Source organism: Clostridium gelidum, from assembly GCF_019977655.1.
Taxonomy (GTDB): domain Bacteria; phylum Bacillota; class Clostridia; order Clostridiales; family Clostridiaceae; genus Clostridium; species Clostridium gelidum.
Genome location: NZ_AP024849.1, coordinates 4359128 through 4381910, shown reverse-complemented (window position 1 = coordinate 4381910; position 22783 = coordinate 4359128). Strand labels below are relative to the sequence as shown.

Here is a 22783-nt window from a genome sequence, read left to right as displayed (position 1 = left end):
TAATACAAATGTATTGACTTTAATATATAAATGAATATAATAAAAGTATGAGAGTAAAGAAAAATACAACAATATAACATTTGAAAAGGATTACTAAGCTTAAAGAAGTACAGAAAATACAAAAATATAATATATAAAGATGAATAAAGAAAATATATATATAAAATTAATTTATATATATATAAACTAAAATTAATACATGTATGTGTATAGGAATTTAAAGTAAACGTATATATTGTATGATAAAAATTATTACATACTTGAGTTGGTCATTGTTCTTAATTAAGTATATTTATTTTAAGTTTAACTTAAAGAAGAACGATGTTCATTAATAAATTGACAAAATAATGGGAGGTAAATAATATGAAAAGTGCAAAATTATTAAAGAAGATTGCAACTATAGCTGTGACTACATCTCTTGTAGCTACAATGTTTATGGGATGCGGCGGAAATGGTGCTTCCACTAGTAGCAGTTCTAGTGGAAAGGAAGCTGCTTCAGGGGAAAAATTGGAAATGTGGACATTTGTTGAATTGCATGCTAAATTCTACGAAAAAATGTTAGCTAAATGGAACGAAAAGAACCCAGATAAGAAACTTGATATTAATTTCTCAGTACTTCCTTATGATGATATGCACAATAAATTACAATCTGCATTGTTGTCCGGACAAGGCGCGCCTGATATATGCGACATCGAACTAGGTAAATTCCCTAACTTCTTAAAGGGAGAGCCTCAATTAGAGACACTTGATGATGTTGTTGCACCTTATAAGGATAAAATAGTTAAATCTCGTCTTGATCTTTATAGTAAAGATGGAAAAATATATGGTTTACCAACACATGTTGGTGCGACTGTTGCATACTACAACACTGAACTTTTAGAAAAAGCAGGTATTGATTATAAATCTATAGCAACTTGGGATGATTTCAAAAAAGCAGGAGAAAAATATTATGCTGCAACTGGTAAAAACTTCGGTACAGCTGATACAAGTGCTACTTGGCAAATAAATGCTATGTTAGCACAACAAAAATCTGATATTACTGATGCAAGTGGTAAACCACAAATAAACAGCCCTCAAATGGTTAAAGCACTTACTACTTTAAGAACTATGCAAGATGCTCATGCAATTGCAACTATTCCAGGTGGACAACCTGATACAACAGATGCTGAAGGTGCAATAAACAATGGAGATTATGCAGTTGTAATTAAAGCTATGTGGTATATGTCAAGATTCTTACAATATATGCCTGATCAAGCAGGTAAATGGGCAATTGCTCCAGTTCCAGTATTTGAAAAAGGTCAACCACGTTCTGTAGGTCTTGGTGGTACTGGTACAGTTGTAACTAAAACAGCTAAAAACAAACAAAATGCTAAAGAATTCTTAGCATATGCAAAACTTTCAGAAGAAGGAAACCAAGCAATATGGGAAGACTTGGGATTTGATCCAACTAATACAGATTTATGGACTAACAAAGCAATCACTCATAATCCAGAAAATAAATTCGTAAAATACTTCAAGACTAATCCTTTTGATACATTAAATGAAATCAAAAATGAAATTGGATTAATTAAATCAACTGAAGCTAGTCCAAACATCAACAACGTTTTATGTACAGTTACTTTAAATAGTATATTTGAAGATAAAAAAGATGTAAAACAAGCATTAGATGAAGCACAACAACAAGTAGAAAATGAATTGAAATAATAATATAATTATGCAGAGAAGCTGTTTTATGAAAAGATGAAGCTAGAAAAATGGCTTCTCTGTGTTATCTAAATTTGTAATAGGAGGAAGTTGAGCAATGTTTAAAGGATTTATTTACAATAAAAAAGCAGCACCATATGTATTCATATTGCCGTTTATTCTTGTATTTTTATTATTTTTCTTATCTCCAATGATAAATACAATAATAATGAGTTTTCAAACTATATTACCAGGTTCAAGAAAATTTGTTGGATTAGATAATTATACGAAATTATTGGGAGATAAGGTTTTTTTACTTGCATTGTGGAATAGTTTTAAATATATGATATGGACATTAATATTACTTATTCCAATTCCAATGGTACTTGCATGTATCATAAACAGCAAATTGATGGTTGGTAGAGAGTTCTTTAAAGCTTCATTATACTTACCAGCTTTAACATCTATTGCCGTAGCCGGTATAGTTTTTAGGTTTAGCTTCGGAGAACAAGCTTCTTCATTAATGAATCAAGTTATTTCATTATTTGGTATGGATCCATTTAAATGGCTGAAAAATGGAACTACAGGGTTCATTGTATTATTAATTTTAGCTTGTTGGAGATGGACCGGCGTTAACATGTTATATTTCTTATCAGGATTGAAGAATATACCAGCAGAATTATATGAATCAGCAAACATTGATGGAGCAAGTACATGGCAAAAGTTTAGATATGTAACAATACCTCAACTTAAACCAACAACTGTTTATGTACTTACTATATCTATATATGCAGGTCTTGCAATGTTTATAGAAAGTTACATGGTGTATAATGGTAACAACTCGCCGAATAATATAGGTCTTACAATTGTAGGATATTTATATAGACAAGGTATTGAGAAGAATGCTATGGGTTATGCATCAGCTGTAGGTTTAGTGTTGTTCATTATTGGAATGGCTATTAACTTAGTACAATTAAAGTTAAATGGAACATTTAAGAAGGAGGATTAGTATGCAAATTAATATAAGTTTAAATAGTAGAAAAAGAACTAAAAAAACCACTCAAAAAATAGCAGGACAAGGACATAACATAACTACTAAAGTGATGATTTTTATATTATTTGCTGTCATAGCAGTAATAGTGCTAATTCCTTTTTACACACTTTTTATTTCAACTTTTAAAGACGGCGCAGTAGTAGTTGCTAATGGTATGGATGCATCAATCGATATATCTAAAATGTCTCTTAAAAACTACGTTATTTTATTTACAGCAAAGAATAGTTTCTTTACATGGTTTTTTAACAGCTTGTTTTTAACAATAGGTCAAGTAGCACTTCAATTATTTATCAGTGCATTTGTTGCATATGGGTTTGCAATGTATGATTTTAAAGGGAAAAATTTCTTATTTGTTTGTGTTCTATTCGTTATGATGGTGCCTTTTGAAATTTTAATGTTACCTCTTTACAGTCAAGTAAGTGCTATGCATTTAACAAACAGTTACGCTGGAATTATTTTACCTAGCATAGCAAATGCTTCGACAATATTTTTCTTTAGACAGTATTTGTCTGGAATTCCAAGAGACCTTGTCGAAGCAGGAAGAATAGATGGAGCATCAGAATATGGTATCTTCTTTAGATTGATTTTACCAATAATGAAACCATCCTTTGCAGCAATGGGAATTTTAAATGCTATGGGTAGCTGGAATAACTTATTATGGCCAATGTTGGTATTAAAGGACGCATCAAAATTTACATTACCAATAGGTTTAAATACGTTATTGACTCCTTATGGAAATAACTTTAACCTATTATTTGTAGGTTCTTTCCTTTCTATATTACCAATATTTGTATTGTTCATGTGCTTCCAAAAGTACTTTGTTGATGGTATGACAGCTGGAGCAGTAAAAGGCTAATAGTTTTAACAAGAAGATAATATAAATATATTTTGACGAAAGTTCAACCTAAATTTCTGAGGAGATGGATTATAATGCAAAAAAAAGCAAAGATGGTAATAGATAAAGATTTTAAAATATCTGAAATAGACAAAAGGATTTATGGTTCTTTCATTGAACATTTAGGAAGAGCTGTATATGGAGGGATTTATCAGCCGGATCATATGTCAGCTGATGAAAATGGTTTCCGAAAGGATGTACTAGAGTTAGTAAAAGAACTAGATGTTCCTATAATTAGATATCCAGGTGGAAATTTCGTATCAAATTTCTTCTGGGAAGATAGTGTTGGACCAGTTGCGGAAAGACCAAAGAGATTAGAACTTGCTTGGAGAAGCCTTGAAACTAATGAAATTGGATTAAATGAATTCTCAAAATGGACTAAAGCTGTTGGAGCAGAAGTGATGATGGCAGTTAATCTTGGAACAAGAGGAATATCAGATGCTTGTAATTTATTAGAATACTGTAATCACACTGGCGGAACAAAATACAGTGATTTAAGAATAAAGCATGGTGTTAAAACTCCACATAAGATTAAAACATGGTGTTTAGGAAATGAAATGGACGGGCCATGGCAAATAGGACATAAAACTCAAGAGGAATATGGAAGGTTAGCTTTAGAAACAGGAAAAGCAATGAAATTAATAGATCCAGATATTGAATTAGTTTCATGTGGAAGTTCAAATACAGCAATGCCTACTTTCCCAGAGTGGGAAGCATCAACACTAGATCATACTTATGAGGTAGCGGATTTTGTATCTCTTCATCAATATTATGGAAATAGATTTAATGATACTTCAAATTTCCTAGCACAAAGTGTTGATATGGAGCATTTCATTAAAACTGTTACAGCTACTTGTGACTATATTAAAGCTAAAAAACGTAGCAAGAAGACTATGAATCTAAGTTTTGATGAGTGGAATGTATGGTTTCATTCTAATTCAGATGATGAGAATATAATGAAAAATGATCCATGGCAAAAGGCACCTGCGCTTTTAGAGGATATGTATAATTTTGAAGATGCTCTATTAGTTGGACTTATGTTAATAGTTTTAATGAAACATTCTGATAGAGTTAAAATGGCTTGTTTAGCACAATTAGTTAATGTTATCGCACCAATTATGACTGAAGAAAATGGTCCTGCATGGAAGCAAACTATATACTATCCATATTTACATGCTTCAAAATATGGTAGAGGAATTGCACTAGAGCCAGTAATTTCTTCACCAAAACATGATACTATAGATTTTACAGATGTAGCGGATATTGAATCAATAGCGGTATATAATGAAGAAAAGGATGAAGTTACTATATTTGCAGTTAATCGTAATCTAAAAGAAGATATTGAATTAACTTGCGATGTAAGAAGTTTTGGTGATTTTAAAATCATTGAACACATTGTATTAGAACATGAGGATATGAAGATAGTAAACTCTGCGAAAGGCGAAGCTGTTACACCAAAATGCGTTAACAGAAGTGAGCTAGTGGATGGAATAATTACTTCAGCTTTAGGAAAAGCATCTTGGAACGTAATCCGTTTAGGAAAGAATAAATAGTTTGTAATAAGAATATATAAAAACAGCATTTTGGGATGAGTTGTTTATGTAAATAAAATGGCTTAAAAATTAAGTTCATTATAATTTATAGAAATTAGGATTTAGTATATGTTTGCATGTGCTAAATCCTATTTCATTATATAGGGAGTGAAGTTAAAAGATGAAAAAGAAGATTTTAGTTTTAGCAGTATTATTATCTCTAATCGGGATAATAGGATGTTCATCAAAACAAAATAGTGAAAATAGCTTGGCAAAAATCAGCTTTCCGGAAAACCCAAAGTTAGAAGAATCAAGAGATCCAAGTATAGTTCTTGATAAAAAGAATTGGGGGACTTTAGGGGCTCATGATCCGTCAATATTTAAAGATAAAGATACCTACTATGTATTTTCAACAGATGCTAGAGTAGGCGGATCAGCAACTCCAGGAATACAAGTGAGAAAATCTAAAGATTTAATTAATTGGGAGTTCGTGGGGCAAGCGCTAAAGGGAATTCCAGAAGAAGCAAAGAAATGGAGTCGTGCACAGGGTATATGGGCTCCTGAAGTAACTAAAGTAGGAAATGAATATTATTTATATTATTGTGCATCAAGCTTTGGTAAAAATAAATCATATATAGGGCTGTTAAAAAGTAAAACTATAGAGGGTCCATGGGAAGATCAAGGACTTGTTTTAAAAACAAATCAAGGAGAGGATAGAAATGCCTTAGATCCAAATATAGTTTATGATAAGGATGGTCAAATGTGGATGTCCTATGGGTCATTTTGGAGTGGAATATATATAGTAAAACTTGATAATAATACTGGAAAGCTAGTAAATCAAAGTGACAAAGGGAAAAATATCGCACAAAGGAATGGAAGTGTAAGTGGAGCTGTAGAGGGGCCATTTATTATATATAATGAGGAACAAAAGAAATATTATTTATTTGTTTCGTATGGTTCGTTGTCTTCAGATTACAATGTTAGAGTAGGAAGAGCGGATGATATTGAAGGGCCATACTTAGATAGTAACGGCAATGACATGACTGATATATCAAATTCGAATTATAATGAAGTTGGTAATAAAGTTTTAGGCGGATATAAATTTGGAGATAGTGAAGGTTTTATAGCACCAGGTCATAATTCTGTATTAAAGGATAATGGAAATTACTATATAGCACATCATGTAAGAACGGAGAAAAAGACCGATTGGTTTTACCTAAATGTAAGAAAAATTTTATGGTCAGAAGATGGCTGGCCTATGGTATCTCCAGAGAGATATACAGGTGAAACAGAAGAAAAGATAGAAAAAGATGCTATTATAGGTAACTGGCAATTGATATTACAGGATAAGAATGTTAATGAAATAATACCTTCACTGCAATATGAGTTTAAGAGTAATAATAAGATAAAAAGTGAAAAGCAGTCAGGAAAATGGGAATTAACAGGGGATAATAATATCGTTATTGAAATGAGTAATAATGGAGAAGAAACTAAATATAATGGAAAAGTAATACCATCATGGGATTTTGAAAATGAGAAATCAACTTTAGTATTTACAGCAATAAATAGAAATGGAGTTGCTTTATGGGGTAAATTAATAAGATAAATAAATTCAATATATTAATAATCATGAAATAGAGAAAAAGAGTATAATTGTTTGCATGAAATTCTGCACAAAACAAGTGTACTCTTTTTGCTAATAATTAATAGATATAGCTATGCTATATTATTAAGTTAATGTATTGTAAATAAGTCTTACACTTATGCCTTGACTATAATTACCGAAATTTTTGCCGAAGATAGTTAAACCACCAACATGTTTTGTTTCTTCTGGAACAGCCAGCTTAAGTAAGATATCACTTTTGTAATTCAATTCTAAATCTGATAGAGTTATGTCTGAAATCTTTATTCCATCAATGAAAGTTCCAAAAGAATTTATGTTTAAAAGTTTTAACAAACCGTATTGGTTCCAGTTAGGGAACCACCAAGATGGTGTTAAGATTCCTTTGCTATCTCCAAAATCTCCAGGACTAGTCCAGCTACCAACATTCACATTGTTAATAAAAAAATGTATATCAGAAGGCCAGATAGTACATGTACCAGGAGCTTCTGAACTTATTTCCATGGATATTTGTAATTCTGAAAATGTTTCATTAGGTTTTAGATAATTTGGAATTCTATACTCTATAGAGCCTTTAGTAAACCACAATATATCTGCATTAATTCTTTCTGGATCTGCAAAATAATTAGGATTATCTACTTCTCCTATAATCTTTTCTTGAGTTGCAAGACCACAAGTTGGAGCAATGTCATAATTAGAATAATGACCTATATTTAAATCAATATCATAAGAATCTACAACATCTTGTGTACCTATATCGATTATAAATTTATCTTCATGGAGGGAACATATCTTTTGTAAACCATGTTTTCCAGTTAAATTGTTTGTTTTAATTAATCCGCAATCTTCTAATTTCTTTATATGCATGGTGACTGCACCATTAGTTAAATTAAGTTTTTCAGATAATTCATTCATGTTTAGTTGTTTATATGTAGATAAAAGCTCTATTATAGTTACTCTTACGTCAGAGCTTAAAGCTTTAAAGAGTGGCAAACTTTCTTTTAGATCAGTAATATGAATCATAGTAACCTCCGATATAATTTATTTAATATATATAAACTAATAATAATATTAATATTTCAGAAAAATTGTTTTACAAATAATTAATTTGTTTATAAAACATAAATTAGTCTTAAAAAGTGGTGTGTTTTATTGTAGCAACATTATTATACTATTGAATAAGATAAAAGTGAATGATTATTTTAAATGTTTGTAAAATAAAACTAAATTCATAGGATTGTTTTAGTTAATTTACTGAAAATCAACTTTTATTTAAAATTTTTCTAAAATAAGCATCTCTATATTGAGTTGGTGTAACATCCTCAAATTTTTTAAAGAGTTTCATAAAATGTTTATCATCATTAAAACCTACTTGCCTTGCAATTTCTTTAATAGAGAAAGAGGAATTTAATAAAAGTTGTTTGGAAACTGATATCTTTGTTTTATTAATATATTTTAAAAGGGGTAAACCTGTATATTTTTTAAATGATAAAGAGAGATAATCAGGATTATAGTTAAAGGTATCTGCAATTTGTTTGACAGATATATTTGAATTATAATTTATATTTATCCAATCCATAATATCTATTATGTTATGGTTTATATTTGTAAAATTTTCATCTTGAAGAAGTATACTATCTATAAAATCTTGGGATATTTCCATTGCCAGTAGGCTTAAGGCATAATTTGTTAAATACTTAGAGTAGCTTTTTTTGCTAGCTAAGTCGAGAAGTTGCCTGAAAATAAGACTTGTTCTAGCAGCTGATGAAATTGAACCGTACTCAGGTAACATATAAACACTTGAAAATTCATTTTCTGAAGGATTGTTTTTTAATTCTAATATATAATTATTAATTTGCTCATCATTGAAAAGCTTATATCCATTAGAGGTTATTTTGAAATGACACCAGTAGTAAGAAAGGTTACCTTCGGATTTTTTGTAACCATAATGAGTGTGGGATGGAAATAAAATAACGAATTTATTTGGAGTGAGTTCATATTTTTTATCATCTTGGGCGATATATAGAGTGCCTTCACATCCAATTAATATAACAAAAACATCTAAATTTCTCTTTGAATGAATGAAATTTTCACTATTTACTAATTTTCCACTAGAGCAATGATCAAGTGGGTGTTTATTATCAGAAATAAAATAAAACATATAGGATTTAACCACCTTTTCTATTGAAATGAAAGTTGTTTATATATATTAAATATACTATAGTTTAATATATAAATGCTAGTGTTATTCGGATATTTAAAGAAATTTTTAAAATAGATATTAGAATATATCTTTAATATAAATATCATGATTTTGACACTAACTTAAATTTTAGGAGGAATTAATAATGGATAAAAATAAATTTAGTAAACCTTTACCAATAGATTCGATAAATGTAACGGATAACTTTTGGAGAAATATGATGGAACTTGTAAGGAATAATGTTATTCCTTATCAATGGGAAGCATTAAACGATAGGATTGAAGGGGCAGAACCTAGTTATTGTATGCAAAATTTTAAAATCGCAGCAAACATGATGGAAGGTGAATTTAAAGGCTTTGTATTTCAAGATAGTGACTTTGCAAAATGGATAGAAGCTGTTGGATTTTCACTTATGTGGCATAAGGATGAGAATTTAGAGAAAACTGCTGATGAAGCAATTGATATTGTTTGTGCAGCACAACAGCCAGATGGATATTTAGACACCTATTACATTATAAATGGATTAGATAAAAGATGGACTAATTTAAAAGATAATCATGAATTATATTGTTTAGGACATTTGATAGAAGGAGCAGTAGCATATTATCAAGGAACTGGTAAGGATAAACTTTTAAATGCAACAATTAAATATGTTGATTATGTAGACACTATTTTTGGAAGTGAAGAAAATAAAAAACATGGATATCCAGGTCATGAAATAATTGAAATGGCATTGATTAAGCTTTATAAAATCACAGACAATGAGAAGTATTTAAAACTAGCAAAATATTTTATAGATGAAAGAGGAAGATCTCCTTTATACTTTGAAGAAGAAGGTCTTAAACACGAAAATAAATTTTGGTGGGAAGATAGCTATTTTAAATATCAGTATTATCAAGCAGGAAAACCAGTTAGAGAACAACATGTAGCTGAAGGTCATGCTGTAAGAGCAGTGTACTTGTATTCTGGGATGGCTGATGTAGCTAAGGAAACCAATGACGATGAATTATTAGAAGCATGCAAACGATTATGGGATAATATGACTAGAAAGCAAATGTATATAACAGGAGGAATTGGATCATCACAATATGGAGAAGCATTTACTTATGATTATGATTTACCTAATGATACTATTTATGCTGAAACTTGTGCATCTATTGGATTGGTGTTTTTTGCAAGAAGAATGCTAGAAATCACACCAAAATCTGAATATGCAGATGTTATGGAAAAAGCGTTATATAATGGTATCATAAGTGGAATGTCACTTGATGGAACTAAATTTTTCTATGTAAATCCATTAGAAGTAGTGCCAGAAGCTTCTTTAAAAGATCATTTAAGAGCCCATGTGAAACCAGAACGTCAAAAATGGTTTGGATGTGCGTGTTGTCCTCCTAACATTGCAAGACTTTTGTCTTCAATTGGGAGTTATGCATATTCATTAAAAGAAAATACAATATTTATGCATTTATATATGGGGGGAGAGATTTCCACAAATCTATCGAATAATGACATAATATTTAATGTTGAAACAGAGTATCCTTGGAATGAAAGCATTAATATTAGTTTAAATATGAAAGAGGAAACTAATTTTGAATTATCATTAAGAATACCAGAGTGGTGTAGAAAGCATACAATAAAAGTAAACAATCAGGAAGTTGAATATAAAGTCGTGGATGGATATGCATACATTGCAAGGATTTGGGAAAATGACGATAAAATTAATATTTATTTTGAAATGCCAGTAGAAATAATGACTTCTAATCCAAATGTTAGAGAAAATGTTGGAAAGGTCGCTATTATGAGAGGACCAATTGTGTATTGCCTTGAAGAAGAAGATAATGGAGCTGATTTACACAGAGTTTATGTGAGCAATAATCCGGAATTTACTTATAAATATGAAAAAGATTTACTTGGTGGAGTTGTAACAATTGAAGGTAATGGAAAATTTATAAAAAACCAAGAATGCGATGAATATAAGCTATATAAATCTAAAGCAGAAATTAAATTTGAAGATAAAAAATTTAAATGGATTCCATATTATTCATGGGCAAATAGAAATCCAGGAGAAATGTTAGTATGGGTAAAGACTGCGCAAATATAATATACTATTCATTTATATGACTAATTAAATTTTGTATTATAGGAACTTGTACGCTGTTTATATGTTTAGCTATGTTATATAATTTATATAAATGTATACTTAAGGCACAATCAAATAAATATAAATAAGAGAAGAGGTCTATTATGGATGAAATTTTAAATAAGCCAATAAAAGAAATGGCTAATATGGAGTTTGAATGTAGTTGTGGAAAACACCATAAAATAGAAATGAAGCACATTTATGTTGGACAAGGTGTAAGTTCAAAAATTGTTGATATTGTAAAGGAAGTTTTACCAAAACAGATTTTACTTGTAAGTGATAATAACACTTATGATGCTCTTGGTAGAGCTGTAGAAGGTAAACTTAAGGAAGCAGGCTACATAATTAACAGTATTGTATTAAGTAGACAAGGTGATTTAGTTCCAGATGAAAGAGCTATAGGAAGAGTACTCGTTGAAATTGACGATAATACAGAGCTTTTAGTTGCTGTGGGATCAGGAAGTATTAATGATATAGCTCGAATTATAAGTGCAAAAACAAAAATACCATATGTTATTATGGGAACTGCGCCATCTATGGATGGATATGCATCAACAGTATCGCCATTAATTATCGATGAAACAAAAGTAACATATCCAGGGGTTGCACCATATGCAATTATAGCAGATTCTAATATTATGAAAGATGCACCTTTTGAAATGATATGTGCAGGATTTGGAGATATTCTCGGAAAATACACAGCACTTTCTGATTGGATGTTATCTCATAAAATGAATGATGAATATTTTTGTCATACAACAGAAACACTAGTAAGAGAAGCTATGAATAAATGCTTTGAGAATATAGAAGGTGCAGTTAATAGAGATGCTAAAGCAATAGGAGATATAGCAGAAGCTCTTATTTTATCAGGTGTAGCTATGACGTTATCAGGAAATTCAAGACCAGCATCGGGAGCAGAACATCATCTTTCTCATTATTGGGAGATTGACAAAATTTCAAGGAAGCTAGAACATCCACTTCATGGTAATTCAGTAGGAGTTGGTACTGTTATATCTGCATTGATATATAAAGAACTTAAAATAGAAGAAAAATATGGAATAAAGGTTCCAAGTCCAGAAGAAATTATAAAATTATTAGATTCTATTGGAGCTGCATCAAGCCCTAAAACTTTAGGCATTGAAAAAGAATTATTTCATAGAAGTGTAATTCATGCACTTGAAATTAGACCAAGGTATACAATTTTACAATATGCAAAAAATGAAAACAAGTTAGAAGAATGTGCAGATAAATTAACAAATTTATTTTATGGAGAAGAATGATATGCTGAAAGATAAAAAATTATTTCTATTAGATATTGATGGAACAATAGCACTAGATACTACACTAATTGATGGAACTTTAGATTTTATGAATTATGTTTTAAGAATTGGTGGTAAGTATATTTTTATAACAAATAATTCTACTAAAAGTATTGGAGATTATATTGTAAAATTTGAGAAGTTTGGTATTCAAGTAGATGAAACAAGTTTTGTAACCTCATCTTATGCAACAGCGCTATATTTAAAGGAAACCTATAATGATAAAAAAATATTTATCCTTGGGACAAAATCATTTATTGAAGAATTAAGAAGTTTCCAAGTAAATGTTACAGAAGAGCAAGATGAAGATATTGTTTGCGCAGTAGTAGGCTTTGACAATGAATTGAATTATAAAAAGATAGAAAAGATATGTGAATTATTAATTACTAGAGATATTGATTATATAGGGACAAATCCGGACCTTGTTTGTCCAACAACCTTTGGTTTTGTACCAGACTGTGGTGCAATATGTGAAATGATAGGTCATGCAGTCAAAAGGGAGCCTTTATATATTGGGAAACCTAATAAGGCTATAGTAGAAATGTGTTTAAAACAAACTGGAGTTACAAAGGAAGAAACTTTAGTTATAGGAGATAGACTATATACAGATATTGCTTGTGGAATAAATGGAGGTGTTGATACTTGCGTTGTATTTACCGGAGAAGCAACAAAAGAAGATATAGTAGATACTGAATTTAAACCAACATATAGTTTTGACACTATTAAAGAGTTATTTGAAGAAATATCAATTTAAAATTTATTAAGTTTAATCTTAAATATTATATTATATTATATTATATTATATTATATAAATTTAAACTATAAAAAATAAAGTGAGCTGTTAAAATGGAAATTGAAGTTCTGTTTATGCAGTTCACTTTTTGTAAAATAAATGATTGGAAGGTATGATAAAGTTATGGATAAAAATCAATTTGCATTAACGCCACCAATGGGATGGAATAGTTGGGATTGTTATGGTGCAAGTGTAAGGGAAGATGAAGTTAGAGGTAATGCCGAATATATGGCAAAAAATTTAAAGGAGTTCGGATGGGAATATGTTGTTGTAGATATACAGTGGTATGAGCCCAAAGCATATTCATGTGATTATAGACCATTTACAGAATTAGAAATGGATGAATATTCTAGAGTGATTCCAGCTACAAATAGATTTCCTTCTGCTGCAGATGGTGCTGGATTTAAACCTTTAGCAGATTATGTACATACTCTTGGCTTGAAATTTGGTATTCATATAATGAGAGGAATTCCAAGACAAGCTATTCATAGAAATACAAAATTATTAGGAACATATATTACAGCTAGGGAAATTGCATACACTAATTCAATTTGTAGATGGAATACTGATATGTATGGTGTAGATCCTGCAAAAGAAGGAGCCGCAATTTATTATGATTCATTATTTGAATTGTATGCATCATGGGGTGTAGATTATGTAAAGGTTGATGATAGTTCATGTGCTGAAATAGGAGATATACCTTATTTTGCAGGTGAAATTGAATTAATAAGAAAGGCAATAGATAAATGCGGAAGAAACATTGTTCTTAGTTTATCTCCAGGACCAACTCCATTAGAATTTGCAGAACATGTTAAAGCTAATGCTAATATGTGGAGAATGACCGGGGACTATTGGGATAGATGGGCTGATTTATTCGCTGAATTTGAAAGATGTAATAATTGGAGTCCTCATGTAGGACCAGGACACTTTCCAGATGCAGATATGCTTCCAGTTGGGCATATTGGAATTCGTACAGATCCAAATGATTTAGGAAAAGGTAGAATGACTCAATTTACTAAAGATGAACAAATAACAATGTTAACTCTTTGGTGTATTTTTAGATCTCCACTTATGGTTGGGTGCGAGCTAAGAGATAATGATACGTGGACACTTTCTTTATTAACTAATACTGAAATTTTAAGGGTCCTTAAACATTCTTCAGAAGGAAAGCAATTATATAGAATAGATAATAGAATTGTTTGGATAGCAAAAGATGAAGATGGAAGCTACTATATAGCATTATTTAATACAGGAGAAGAAACTCATAAGGTAGAGGTTTTGTTAAAAGATATTAATATAGAGGGAACTTATATTAGTAGAGATTTATGGAAACATGAAGATTTAGAAAAAGTGTCGGATATACTAGAACTAGAAGTTCCAAGCCATGGAGCTAGATTAATAAAATTAAGTGAATTTGTTTAGATATTTTTAAAGAGAAATAAGCTGCATTTTGAGCTAAGGCACAATCAAAAAAATAACAAGTCCATTTGCTAGACTATTTTCCATCATGCTGCGTCGGCAAATTGCCCTAATAGGCCCGCTATGAGGGTAATTCGTCTCCTTGCCTGATGAAAAATATTCGTAGCAACTTTGGACTTGTTATTTATTTTCATGTGCCTAATAATTTATATACTTATTGAGTAATATAATTATTAGTGAAATGTAGCTTTTTGTTTTTCATAAAACTTAAATATATTTATTAATGTTAACATTTGATATAATATCAATATACAATTAATGGTTAGGGAGTGATTATAGAATATGAATATAAAAGATATTAAGAATAAAATAAAAAATAATAAACCATATATTAATGGATGGGAAAGAATGCGAAGAGCAGCTATAATTATTCCTATAGTAGAAATAAATAATGAAGTATGTATATTATTTGAAGTAAGATCAAAAAAATTAAATAGTCAACCAGGTGATATATGTTTTCCAGGTGGAAAGATAGATGGAGACGAGACTCCCAAAGAAGCTGCACTACGAGAAATGTTTGAAGAGCTAGGAATTGAAAATATTGATATTATAAATGAATTAGATACTGTAGTTAGATATGATGGTATAATAATTCATCCTTATTTAGGGATTATTGAAAACATTAAAGAAATCAAGATAAATGAAAGTGAAGTTGATCATGTGTTTTACGTTCCAATTAATTATCTTTTAAATCATAGGCCTTTAGAAGTGAATAGTAAATTAAAAATTGAGAGACCGGAAGAGTTTCCATATGATTTAATTGTTAATAAGGAAAATTATAAATTTAGGGAAGCTAAACATAGATTGTTATTTTATAAATATGAAAATTATAATATATGGGGGATTACGGCGGAGATGCTAAAAAACTTTTTGGAAAAGTTATAACATCTTATTAAAGAATTCCATTATGATAAATATGAGTTTAAATGGATAAAGTATTAGAGGATTAAGGTAAAACTTAGTCTTTTTTTGTTATAAAATTAGCTGCTGTATATTTTTATATTAATTTAACACGTTATGATTGCTAAAATTTAAGTATCCTATTATATATGAAAAGCTATACAAAAAATATTGACTAAAAAATAGAAGCAATATAGAATGATATTATTAAATAACATTTTAAAAGTTATTTTAAATGTTATATACTATATAGATTTTTAGTATAAGAGGAGTTTTAAATGATGAGAGATTTAAAGAAAGTCGTAGTTATTATATTAGTTATTCTTTTTTGTATGGGTAATATATATTTTCTTTATTTATTAAAAGATAAGACGGTAGACAAAGAACCGATAAAACCCAAAATAGTATTAATATCTCATATAAAAACAAATCCTTATTGGGTGAATATAAGAGAAGGAGCAGAAAGAGCTGCTAAAGAAAGAGGTGCAGTAATTGAATTTCTAGGGCCAACAACTGCAAGTACAGAGGAAGGATTAAATCTTTTTGAAATGGCTACATCTGCTAAAGTAAGTGGAATAATAACATATGTTCAAGAAGAGGGGAAATATAAAAAGAGAATTAATAGAGCAATGGAAAAGGGAATTCCTGTAGTGACAATAGATTCAGATGAAGAAGATAGCAATAGGATAGCTTATGTTGGGACTGATAATATTTTAGCAGGACAAGCAGCAGGCGAAGAAATGATAAAGCAAATTGGAACAGATGGAAATGTTGCAATAGTGATGGGGGGAAAGGAGGTTAAAAATCAAAAGGAAAGGGTAAAGGGTTTCGAAAATTATATACTTTCAAATTCTAATTTAAAAATTGTTGATGTAGATTCATCAGATGCTATGCTTTTGGAAGCAGAAATTATAACTAGAAAAATATTAAATAGAAATGATAGTATTAATGCATTATTTTGTACTTCAGCCCTTGATGGTATAGGAGCAGCTAAAGCAATACAAAGTTTGAATGATAGCGGTAAAGTAAAGATTATTTGCTTTGATGATTTAGAGGAAACTTTAAATAATATTAAAAATGGAGTAGTAGCAGCAACAATAGTACAGAAAAGTGATGAAATGGGCTATAAAGCAGTTAATATTATTATGGATAAAATTGAAAAGAAATCTGATATTGATCAAAAGTTTTTAACTAATGTAGGTGTTATTAACAAAAGTAATATAGATACTTATAAACAAGGAGATGATAAATTTGAAAATTAAAACTTTGAATAGCAGATTTATTATATTTGTTATATGTTTGATTATTCCAATAGGCATATGCAATATTATATCCTTAGGCATGAGCAGAAAAATTGAAAATGGATATGTTAATATGCTTAATAATATGCTTATAGCAAATGAAATTAAACAACATATTGAAAATTCTTTGGATAGTTTTAATCAATATATATTAAGTGGAGCTGAAAAAAAGAAAGAAAGCTATAATAATGAAGTATATCTAGCGAAACAAAAAATACAAACGCTAAAGAATAATTCTGATAATAGCAGTCAATACATTTTACGGGATTTAGATAATACATTGGACTCATACAAGGAGAACTCTGGAAAAACAATTTCAGCTTACGAAAATAAGGAAGGGTATATTTTTTATTATGATGATTTTATAGCAGCTAAAAATATTGCATCATATTTCAATGTATATGCATCAACACTTATGCAGAATTATTTGGAAGTCAATAGTATAGATTATAAAGAATTAAATAAAAATAGTAGCATTATATATGTATCGTTGACAACTTATCTAATATTAATCTTATCTATGTGTGTTATATATGCTATGTTTTTTATAAGAAATATTTCAAAAGGATTAAAGGGAATTGTTGAAACATCTAACAAGGTATCTAAGGGACAGTTTGAATATTATGAAGGAAATAAAACTGATATATATGAATTAGATGTACTTACAAATGCTTTCAATACTATGATAAAAGATATAAAAGAGTTTGTAAGTTCAATTAATGATAAGCTCATATTGGAGAAAAAATTAAAAGAAGAAGAAATGAAGAATCTCCAATATGAAAACGCTTTAAAGAAATTTGATCTTAAGGTACTCCAGTCTCAGATAAATCCACATTTTTTGTTTAATACGTTAAATTGTGTAAATGTTACAGCGATTATGGAAAATGCAACAACAACAAGTAAATTAATAAAATCAGTTTCAAATATTTTAAGGTATTCTTTACGATGCATGAATAGAAATTCATTTTTAGAAGAAGAGATAAACATTGTAAAGGATTATATTTATATACAAGAATGTCGATTTAATGATAGGGTGAAATTTAATTTAAATGTAAATATGGATATGAAAAAAGTGAAGATTCCTGGTATGACAATACAGCCATTGGTGGAGAATGCATTTATACATGGGATAGAATCCAAAGAAGAAGGTGGATGCATAGATATAAGTATAAATGATGACGATGGTATATGTTGTGTTGTTATTGAAGATGATGGAGTTGGTATTCCAAAAGAAATTTTGGATAAGATTAATAATTGTAATTATGATACTCAGCATATTGGTCATACTACTGGACTTGGAATAAATATAGTTGAAAAGAGACTTAGGTATTTATATGATAAAAAAGATATGTTTAAAGTAGAAAGTGAAGAAGGCATAGGGACAAAAGTTTATTTGAAAATACCAATAACGGGGGATGGTAATTGATGATGAAAATTTTACTTGCTGAAGATGAAAAATATGATAGAGAAATAGTTAAGCATATAATAAAAGAGAATTTTTCAGATAAATTACAAGTATATGAAGCTAAAAATGGAAGAGAAGCAATTGAAATGTCTGAAAGTATTAGGCCAGATATAGTTATAATGGACATAAAAATGCCAGGTATAGATGGAATACAAGCTTTAAAAGAAATAAGTGCCAGCTTACCTAATGTATATAGCATAATATTAACTGCTTATGATTATTTTGATTTTGCAAAAGAAGCTGTGAAAATAAATGTAAAGGAATATCTTCTAAAGCCATTTGCAAAGGAGGAGATAATAGAGAAAGTTTCTATAGGTATTCAGTTTGTGAAAAAGGAGCAGAATAAGAGGAAAAGCGAGATTGAAGATAAAGAAAAAATATATACATTACTACCAGTACTTGAAAATCAATTAAGTGATTTAATAATAAATGATAAACTTATTGGTGTTGATTATGGAATGTATTTGCAATGTTTAAATATGAATTTTATAAATAGCTATGCAATGGTTATATCTATTAAGGATAAGTATGATTACGAGGATGCATGCAGGAGTGAAAAAGATCAAATTAAAATGAAGATTGGAGACTATATTAAAGAATACATTAATAGAAAATATAAGTGTATAGGAAATTATATGTTTTATGAAGAATTAACTTATTTTATACAGATTGAAAATGAGGATACTGAGGATTTTAAAAATTTAGGAATTGATCTTGCATTTAATTTGAGAAGAGAAATAAAAAAGAGATTTAATGTTTCAATAAGAGCTGGGCTTGGAGAAATATATAATTCAGTGGAACATATAGTTGAATCATATAGACAAGCTACTAAGTGTTTAGTATATAATTCGGATAATGTAAATATTATTCATATAAATGATATTGATGAAAATATGTTAGAAGAAAAAATTATAAATCATAATGATGCTAATATTAATTTAAATGATGTAAAGGATAATAAAATTAAAAATGTTAATAAAATAAAACTGAAATTATTTGATGATGTAAAGAACTATATTAAAGAAAATATTAAAACAGAGCTTGAACTAGAAAAAGTTGCAAGTAATTTTGGATTAAGTGTATATTATTTTAGCAGAACATTTAAAGAAGTGACAGGAACTAATTTCTCAGATTATATAAATAAATGCAGAATAGATATAGCTAAGGAATTACTTTCAAATGGAGAAATGAATGTTAAAGAAGTTTGCTATAAGGTTGGATATAATGATCCTAATTACTTTAGCAAAGTGTTTAAAAAATATGAAGGAATAAGTCCAGTTAATTATAAGGTATAAAGTGAAGAATAGATATTTTAGAAGGAATTATTATAAAAAATAGGATGGTGAGCAAAATATTGCTATAAGTTATATAAAAAATCTATGATGATATCTTAAGTTTAAGATGTCATCATAGATTTTTTGTCGCTAAATGTTATTATATGCTGTCCATATTTCAAAGAAGAATATTAAAAACCAATTTATTTGATGTTTGTTATTAAATTATGAGGGATGGATTGTTATTTTGATTTATTAATCATAGTAAAATATTGCGGTAAAAAGACAGCAATATAAAATTATAAGTCAGCAAATGAGTCTATTCTAAACGTTTACTTAAGAAGCTATAATTAAGATTGTAAAAAAGATTTACATTAACGAATAAAAAGGGGAGATAAATTATGAAATCAAAAAAAATGATTAAATTATTAGGTATAACACTAAGCGGAATATTAATGTTTTCAGCATTAACAGGATGTGGAGCAAAGACAAGTGGACAAGCAGCTAGTGGTGGAGATAAGAAAATAAAAATTGGGGTAAGTATGGATGATTTAAGACTCGAGAGATGGCAACATGATAAAGATATTTTTGAAGCAGAAGCAAAGAAACTTGGAGCAGAAGTAGTTTTTCAGTCTGCCAATGGAGATGATACAACACAAATGTCACAGGCTGAAAACCTTATATCTCAAGGAGTAAATGTTTTGGTTATAATACCACATAATGGAGAATCAATAGCACCTATTGTGGAAGAAGCTCATCAAAATAAAATAAAAGTTTTATCTTATGATAGATTAATTACCAATAGTGATGTAGATTATTATGTCTCATTTGATAATGTTAAAGTTGGAGAATTACAAGGAAAAGCAATTGTAGATAAAACTCCAAAGGGAAATTATTTTATGATGGGAGGCTCTCCAACAGATAATAACGCAAAGTTATTTAGACAAGGACAAATGAATGTAATAAAACCTTATGTAGATAAAGGAGATATAAAACTAGTAGGAGATCAATGGGTAAAAGATTGGTCAGCAGAAGAAGCATTAAAGATAATGGAAAATGCGCTAACTGCAAACAATAATAAAATTGATGCTGTTGTTGCTTCAAATGATAGTACTGCTGGTGGAGCTATTCAAGCATTACAAGCACAAGGATTATCAGGAAAAGTTACAATTTCCGGACAAGATGCAGATACAGCAGCTTGCCAAAGAGTTGTTGAGGGAATTCAATCAATGACAGTATATAAGCCTATTAAGGATATTGCTGCAAAAGCAGCTGAAATGGCTGTAAAAATGGCCAAAGGTGAAGAGGTTCAAACAAATGGAAGTGTAACTAATAATGGTCAAAAGGATGTTCCTTCAGTATTACTTACTCCAGTAGCAGTTACAGCGGATAATATGAATGATACTGTTGTAAAAGATGGTTTCCAAAAGTTTGATGATGTATATAAAAATGTGCCACAAGATAAAAGACCAAGTAAGTAAATAGCATATTGGGGTCTGAAATTATAATTTCAAACCCCAATATAGAAAGGAGATATGTATTTCATGAGTGAGTATATTTTAGAAATGAACGATATAGTCAAAGAATTCTTTGGAGTAAAGGCATTAGATGGGGTGTCTTTAAAAGTTAAAAAGGGAGAAATTCATGCTCTTTGTGGTGAAAATGGAGCGGGAAAATCTACACTAATGAAAATTTTAAGTGGAGAGCACCCTGCTGGGTCTTACTCAGGAAAAATAATTTTTGAAGGTAAAGAATTAAATCAAATAGGTATAAGAGATTCTGAAAAAGTTGGTATAGCAATTATCCATCAGGAATTAGCTATTATTAAGCAATTATCTGTAGCAGAAAATATTTTTTTGGGAAATGAAATTAGCGAATATGGACTAGTAAGTTTTAGTGAACAATTAAATAAGACAAATGAATTATTAAACAGGGTTAAATTAAATGTTAGTCCAATTACTAGAGCAGGAGATTTAGGAATTGGACATCAACAATTGGTTGAAATAGCAAAGGCCCTATCTAAAAATGCTAAATTATTAATTCTTGATGAACCTTCAGCTTCTTTAAGTGAAGGTGAAGTAGAAGTTTTAATGGGAATACTAGATGATTTAAGAAAAGATGGAGTTACGTGTATTTATATTTCTCATAAACTTAACGAAGTTACAAGAATATGTGACAATGTTACTGTAATTAGAGATGGGTCAACAATAGGCCAAGTTCCGATTAAAGAAATAAATCAAGATAAATTAGTACAAATGATGGTTGGAAGAGAAATGAAAAATTTATTTCCAAGGGAAGAACATGAAATTGGGGAAGAATTTTTTGAGGTAAAGAATTTCAATGTTTTAGATCCATTTAATAAGAGTATTAAAAGAGTAAAGAATGCAAGTTTTACATTAAGACGTGGAGAAATACTTGGAATTTCAGGTTTAGTTGGTTCAGGTAGAACAGAAATGGTAGCAAGTATATATGGAAGTTTCCAAGGCCAAAAGAGTGGTGAAGTATTCTTTGAAGGTAAAAAAATTGACATAAAAAATCCAAGTGATGCTTTAAGCAAAGGAATAGCTATGGTTCCAGAAGATAGAAAAAAAGATGGGATAATTTCAGGAATGAGTGTAGCTAATAATATGACAATAAGTAATTTATTAAAATATAAAAAAAGACTTGATGTAATAGACAATGATAGAGAAATGATGGATGTTCTGAAATGTATTGATGAAATAAAAATAAAGACTGCATCAACAGAGCTCGCAATAAAAAATTTAAGTGGTGGAAATCAACAAAAAGTAATACTCGCAAAAAATCTTTTAGCAGAACCTAAAATATTAATATTAGATGAGCCAACTAGAGGAATTGATGTAGGAGCTAAGTATGAAATTTATAAGTTGATTTTTAAATTAGCGAAGCAAGGTATATCTATAATAATGGTTTCATCAGAACTTCCAGAAGTACTTGGAATTAGTGATAGAGTTTTAGTAATGAATGAAGGTGAAATAAAGGCAGATCTTGAGAATAAAGACTTAACTCAAGAAATGATTATGAGATATTCTGTAGGAAAGAAAAATGAAAATATGAGTGAAAATAATAACAAAGAAATTATGACTTCTGTAGGAGGGGTATAGAT

At 29.4% G+C, this 22783-nt stretch carries 17 protein-coding genes; 15 read left to right on the top strand and 2 right to left on the bottom strand.

Annotated features, from left to right (window positions below; all coding sequences use genetic code 11):
• Positions 1-363: 363 nt before the first annotated feature.
• The 5 genes from psyc5s11_RS20035 to psyc5s11_RS20015 all read left to right on the top strand — a co-directional run bounded on the left by psyc5s11_RS20035 (position 364) and on the right by psyc5s11_RS20015 (position 6770).
• Positions 364-1704 (top strand): ABC transporter substrate-binding protein, encoded by a 1341-nt coding sequence (locus tag psyc5s11_RS20035; protein WP_224034248.1) that lies wholly within the window; start codon positions 364-366, stop codon positions 1702-1704.
• A 97-nt stretch (positions 1705-1801) separates the two neighbouring features.
• A complete protein-coding gene (locus tag psyc5s11_RS20030) occupies positions 1802-2692 on the top strand; it encodes a carbohydrate ABC transporter permease (protein ID WP_224034247.1) in 891 nt (296 codons plus the stop codon).
• Position 2693: 1 nt separating this feature from the next.
• Entirely contained in the window at positions 2694-3593 is a 900-nt protein-coding gene (locus tag psyc5s11_RS20025; RefSeq protein WP_224034246.1) for a carbohydrate ABC transporter permease, read from the top strand.
• Between the two features lie 74 nt (positions 3594-3667).
• Entirely contained in the window at positions 3668-5185 is a 1518-nt protein-coding gene (gene arfA / locus psyc5s11_RS20020; protein ID WP_224034245.1) for an arabinosylfuranosidase ArfA, read from the top strand.
• Between the two features lie 160 nt (positions 5186-5345).
• Positions 5346-6770, top strand: a complete 1425-nt coding sequence (locus tag psyc5s11_RS20015; RefSeq protein WP_224034244.1) for an arabinan endo-1,5-alpha-L-arabinosidase — start codon at positions 5346-5348, stop codon at positions 6768-6770.
• Between the two features lie 123 nt (positions 6771-6893).
• Here the strand turns inward: psyc5s11_RS20015 and psyc5s11_RS20010 are convergent, their stop codons facing one another.
• Both psyc5s11_RS20010 and psyc5s11_RS20005 read right to left on the bottom strand, forming a co-directional pair.
• Positions 6894-7808 (bottom strand): ArsR/SmtB family transcription factor, encoded by a 915-nt coding sequence (locus tag psyc5s11_RS20010; protein WP_224034243.1) that lies wholly within the window; start codon positions 7806-7808, stop codon positions 6894-6896.
• A gap of 238 nt (positions 7809-8046) precedes the next feature.
• On the bottom strand, positions 8047-8946 hold the full coding sequence (locus psyc5s11_RS20005) for an AraC family transcriptional regulator (protein WP_224034242.1): 900 nt from the start codon (positions 8944-8946) through the stop codon (positions 8047-8049).
• A gap of 187 nt (positions 8947-9133) precedes the next feature.
• On the opposite strand from psyc5s11_RS20005, the gene psyc5s11_RS20000 reads away from it, so the two are divergent.
• From psyc5s11_RS20000 to psyc5s11_RS19955, 10 genes are all read left to right on the top strand, one after another.
• Complete coding sequence (locus psyc5s11_RS20000) at positions 9134-11089, top strand: glycoside hydrolase family 127 protein (RefSeq protein WP_224034241.1); 1956 nt, start codon at positions 9134-9136, stop codon at positions 11087-11089.
• Between the two features lie 143 nt (positions 11090-11232).
• Positions 11233-12408 carry a sn-glycerol-1-phosphate dehydrogenase gene (locus tag psyc5s11_RS19995; RefSeq protein ID WP_224034240.1) on the top strand — a complete coding sequence of 392 codons (1176 nt, stop codon included), beginning with the start codon at positions 11233-11235 and terminating at the stop codon, positions 12406-12408.
• Between the two features lies 1 nt (position 12409).
• On the top strand, positions 12410-13201 hold the full coding sequence (locus psyc5s11_RS19990) for an HAD-IIA family hydrolase (protein WP_224038234.1): 792 nt from the start codon (positions 12410-12412) through the stop codon (positions 13199-13201).
• Positions 13202-13339: 138 nt separating this feature from the next.
• Entirely contained in the window at positions 13340-14662 is a 1323-nt protein-coding gene (locus psyc5s11_RS19985; protein ID WP_224034239.1) for a glycoside hydrolase family 27 protein, read from the top strand.
• A gap of 339 nt (positions 14663-15001) precedes the next feature.
• On the top strand, positions 15002-15604 hold the full coding sequence (locus tag psyc5s11_RS19980) for an NUDIX hydrolase (RefSeq protein ID WP_224034238.1): 603 nt from the start codon (positions 15002-15004) through the stop codon (positions 15602-15604).
• A gap of 296 nt (positions 15605-15900) precedes the next feature.
• Positions 15901-16881, top strand: coding sequence for a substrate-binding domain-containing protein (locus psyc5s11_RS19975; protein WP_375542017.1), 981 nt, complete (start codon positions 15901-15903; stop codon positions 16879-16881).
• Positions 16871-18346: a sensor histidine kinase gene (locus tag psyc5s11_RS19970; RefSeq protein WP_224034236.1), complete on the top strand. Its 1476-nt coding sequence runs from the start codon at positions 16871-16873 to the stop codon at positions 18344-18346. The genes psyc5s11_RS19975 and psyc5s11_RS19970 overlap by 11 nt, the downstream gene beginning before the upstream one ends.
• Positions 18346-19680, top strand: a complete 1335-nt coding sequence (locus psyc5s11_RS19965; RefSeq protein WP_224034235.1) for a response regulator transcription factor — start codon at positions 18346-18348, stop codon at positions 19678-19680. The genes psyc5s11_RS19970 and psyc5s11_RS19965 overlap by 1 nt, the downstream gene beginning before the upstream one ends.
• Positions 19681-20060: 380 nt before the next feature.
• Positions 20061-21140: a D-xylose ABC transporter substrate-binding protein gene (gene xylF, locus psyc5s11_RS19960; RefSeq protein WP_224034234.1), complete on the top strand. Its 1080-nt coding sequence runs from the start codon at positions 20061-20063 to the stop codon at positions 21138-21140.
• A gap of 63 nt (positions 21141-21203) precedes the next feature.
• Positions 21204-22781 carry a xylose ABC transporter ATP-binding protein gene (locus psyc5s11_RS19955; protein ID WP_224034233.1) on the top strand — a complete coding sequence of 526 codons (1578 nt, stop codon included), beginning with the start codon at positions 21204-21206 and terminating at the stop codon, positions 22779-22781.
• Positions 22782-22783 lie beyond the last annotated feature (2 nt).

Bases quoted from the DNA above. Each gene is read 5' to 3' on its own strand.
- psyc5s11_RS20005 (WP_224034242.1), bottom strand. From the start codon at position 8,946: ATGTTTTATTTTATTTCTGATAATAAACACCCACTTGATCATTGCTCT.
- psyc5s11_RS20030 (WP_224034247.1), top strand. From the start codon at position 1,802: ATGTTTAAAGGATTTATTTACAATAAAAAAGCAGCACCATATGTATTC.
- psyc5s11_RS19995 (WP_224034240.1), top strand. From the start codon at position 11,233: ATGGATGAAATTTTAAATAAGCCAATAAAAGAAATGGCTAATATGGAG.
- xylF (WP_224034234.1), top strand. From the start codon at position 20,061: ATGAAATCAAAAAAAATGATTAAATTATTAGGTATAACACTAAGCGGA.
- psyc5s11_RS19990 (WP_224038234.1), top strand. From the start codon at position 12,410: ATGCTGAAAGATAAAAAATTATTTCTATTAGATATTGATGGAACAATA.
- arfA (WP_224034245.1), top strand. From the start codon at position 3,668: ATGCAAAAAAAAGCAAAGATGGTAATAGATAAAGATTTTAAAATATCT.
- psyc5s11_RS20010 (WP_224034243.1), bottom strand. From the start codon at position 7,808: ATGATTCATATTACTGATCTAAAAGAAAGTTTGCCACTCTTTAAAGCT.
- psyc5s11_RS19965 (WP_224034235.1), top strand. From the start codon at position 18,346: ATGATGAAAATTTTACTTGCTGAAGATGAAAAATATGATAGAGAAATA.
- psyc5s11_RS19980 (WP_224034238.1), top strand. From the start codon at position 15,002: ATGAATATAAAAGATATTAAGAATAAAATAAAAAATAATAAACCATAT.
- psyc5s11_RS20015 (WP_224034244.1), top strand. From the start codon at position 5,346: ATGAAAAAGAAGATTTTAGTTTTAGCAGTATTATTATCTCTAATCGGG.
- psyc5s11_RS19985 (WP_224034239.1), top strand. From the start codon at position 13,340: ATGATTGGAAGGTATGATAAAGTTATGGATAAAAATCAATTTGCATTA.
- psyc5s11_RS20035 (WP_224034248.1), top strand. From the start codon at position 364: ATGAAAAGTGCAAAATTATTAAAGAAGATTGCAACTATAGCTGTGACT.
- psyc5s11_RS19975 (WP_375542017.1), top strand. From the start codon at position 15,901: ATGAGAGATTTAAAGAAAGTCGTAGTTATTATATTAGTTATTCTTTTT.
- psyc5s11_RS19955 (WP_224034233.1), top strand. From the start codon at position 21,204: ATGAGTGAGTATATTTTAGAAATGAACGATATAGTCAAAGAATTCTTT.
- psyc5s11_RS20025 (WP_224034246.1), top strand. From the start codon at position 2,694: ATGCAAATTAATATAAGTTTAAATAGTAGAAAAAGAACTAAAAAAACC.
- psyc5s11_RS20000 (WP_224034241.1), top strand. From the start codon at position 9,134: ATGGATAAAAATAAATTTAGTAAACCTTTACCAATAGATTCGATAAAT.